This window comes from Thermogutta sp. (assembly GCF_014359955.1).
In the GTDB taxonomy this organism is placed as follows: Bacteria; Planctomycetota; Planctomycetia; order Pirellulales; family Thermoguttaceae; genus Thermogutta.
The window spans coordinates 1-1938 of record NZ_JACIYL010000808.1; the positions used below are offsets into that span (position 1 = coordinate 1).

Sequence of the window (1938 nt, forward strand, 5' to 3'; positions counted from 1 at the left end):
GACTCTGCCGATCAGTCGGCTGAAAACCCTGTCGGAACCGGTGGGGAACGGACCGACGAATATGGTGTTGAAGGAAAAACGGCAACAGAAGTTAAACAGGAAACCTCCGCCGTAGCTACTGGCTCGCGCATTGTGGTTTCTGTGGTCCAGGATGGGGAACTCTTTGGGATTCTCGAGTTTGCCGACCTGCCGGCCGAGGAAAGCCGCGAGGCCATCGCAGCGTTGCAGCGGATGGGGTTAGAGATCATTATGCTGACGGGCGACCGGGAGGAAACGGCCCGCACGGTAGCCGAACAGTTAGGCATCAGAAATTTTGAGGCGGGTTTGACCCCTCCGGAAAAACACGAGAGAGTCCGAGAGCTTCGACAGGCGGGGCGTTGCGTGGCGATGGTCGGCGACGGCATCAACGACGCAGCGGCACTGGCCGAGGCGGATGTGGGTATTGCCCTGAGTCACGGCGCCGACATCGCCAAAGAGGCGGCCGCGATCGTCCTCATACGACGGGGATTATTGGCGGTGGTGGATGTGCTGCGGCTCGGCCGAGCCACGGTGAGGACCATTCGTCGCAACCTGTTCTGGGCCTTTGCGTACAATGCGGTCCTCATCCCCTTGGCCGCCGGAATCATCTATCCGTGGACAGGGATTCTCATTCCGCCAGCAGCGGCGGCCGCCGCGATGGCGGCCAGTTCGGTTTCCGTCGTCCTGAGCAGCCTGATGCTCGGCCGGGAAATGTACCCGTCGTTGACCGTCCGACGCGGTCGGGATACACTGAATGAAGAATTGTGAGGGTGCCGGGGGTTGTAGTCGCGCATCTCGGTGCGCGTTATTAAGACGGCGGCAGACGTTCTGGTCATGGTGTACCGGGACGGCTGCTGAACATGGCGTGACACGGTGGCTGTAGCTCAGCTGGTCAGAGCACCAGACTGTGGATCTGGGTGTCGCGGGTTCGAATCCCGTCAGCCACCCTCGGCAGGTGCCCGGTTCCGCGAGGGCCGGGGGGCTTCCGGTGCCGGTTAGCCTCTACACACCTGCCTTTCTCTTGAGCCGGTTGCATACGTACGTGTAAAATGGAGGCATGAGCATGATCGAAGTACAACAGGACCGGCTTTTAACCACGAAAGAGGCGGCTGACCTCTTGGGTGTGACCTACCGCTACGTGTGCCAGCTAATCCGCGACGGGAAATTGAACGCGACGCGAGTTGGCAACCGTGTCTACCTCGTCCGGGAGAGCGAAGCAAAAAAGTTCGTCGACGGAAGCAAGGTCGGACGGCCGCGTTCTGGACGTGCGTCATAACTCATCACCAACTCGTAACATAGGACAATTTTTCTTTCCCTGTTGACAATTTCTTACATAAGTATACAATCGACGGTGTAGAAATTAACCGGCACCTTCTTAGCCGCCTCTGCGGCGACTGAGCGGGTGCCCAAAAACTCGGTTGGGCGTCTGGCCCGCTTATGAGGAGTCCTGTTATGGACATGTGGATTGTGGCCTCCTATCTCAGAGGCGGCCAGAAGTGGCTGCTTGGAGTGCGGCCGTATCTCGACGGCGATGATGGATGGGCGTTCGCGGTCTTTGAGCGTCCGGTCTGGGGCCATAAGTGGAAACCAACAGGCCTCGACGGCTACCCGGTGGACATGGACGCACTTAACGACATCGAAACTGGCTTCTCATCTGAGCCTGGCTTCGAGTTCACCCCATCGGCGAAAAAGATGCTTGAGGAATACCGTTCATGGAAGCAATGAATAGCTCGCAATTATCATCGATCATTAAGGGAGCAGGTCGTGAGTTGCGGCCCTCCAGGGGCATGGCGGCCGCGGAGGCCGCTGTGCACCTACGGAGACGCATCTATGACTCAGGCTCAGTTTCGCATCATATGGCCAGAAGACTGGCCGCGCGGCTCATCGCATCGGCCGGCTCGAAAGCCGACTCTTACCGAG

3 protein-coding genes and 1 tRNA gene are annotated in these 1938 nt (G+C 58.9%); all 4 read left to right on the plus strand.

Features of this window, described 5'->3' with window-relative positions:
- Positions 1-786: HAD-IC family P-type ATPase (locus H5U08_RS17165; RefSeq protein ID WP_297035883.1), on the plus strand; the 786-nt coding region annotated here is incomplete at its 5' end.
- Positions 787-891: 105 nt separating this feature from the next.
- A tRNA-His gene (locus H5U08_RS17170) sits at positions 892-965 on the plus strand.
- Positions 966-1081: 116 nt separating this feature from the next.
- Positions 1082-1294, plus strand: a complete 213-nt coding sequence (locus H5U08_RS17175; protein WP_297035886.1) for an excisionase family DNA-binding protein — start codon at positions 1082-1084, stop codon at positions 1292-1294.
- A gap of 176 nt (positions 1295-1470) precedes the next feature.
- Complete coding sequence (locus H5U08_RS17180) at positions 1471-1743, plus strand: hypothetical protein (protein WP_297035887.1); 273 nt, start codon at positions 1471-1473, stop codon at positions 1741-1743.
- The last annotated feature ends 195 nt before the right edge of the window (positions 1744-1938 follow it).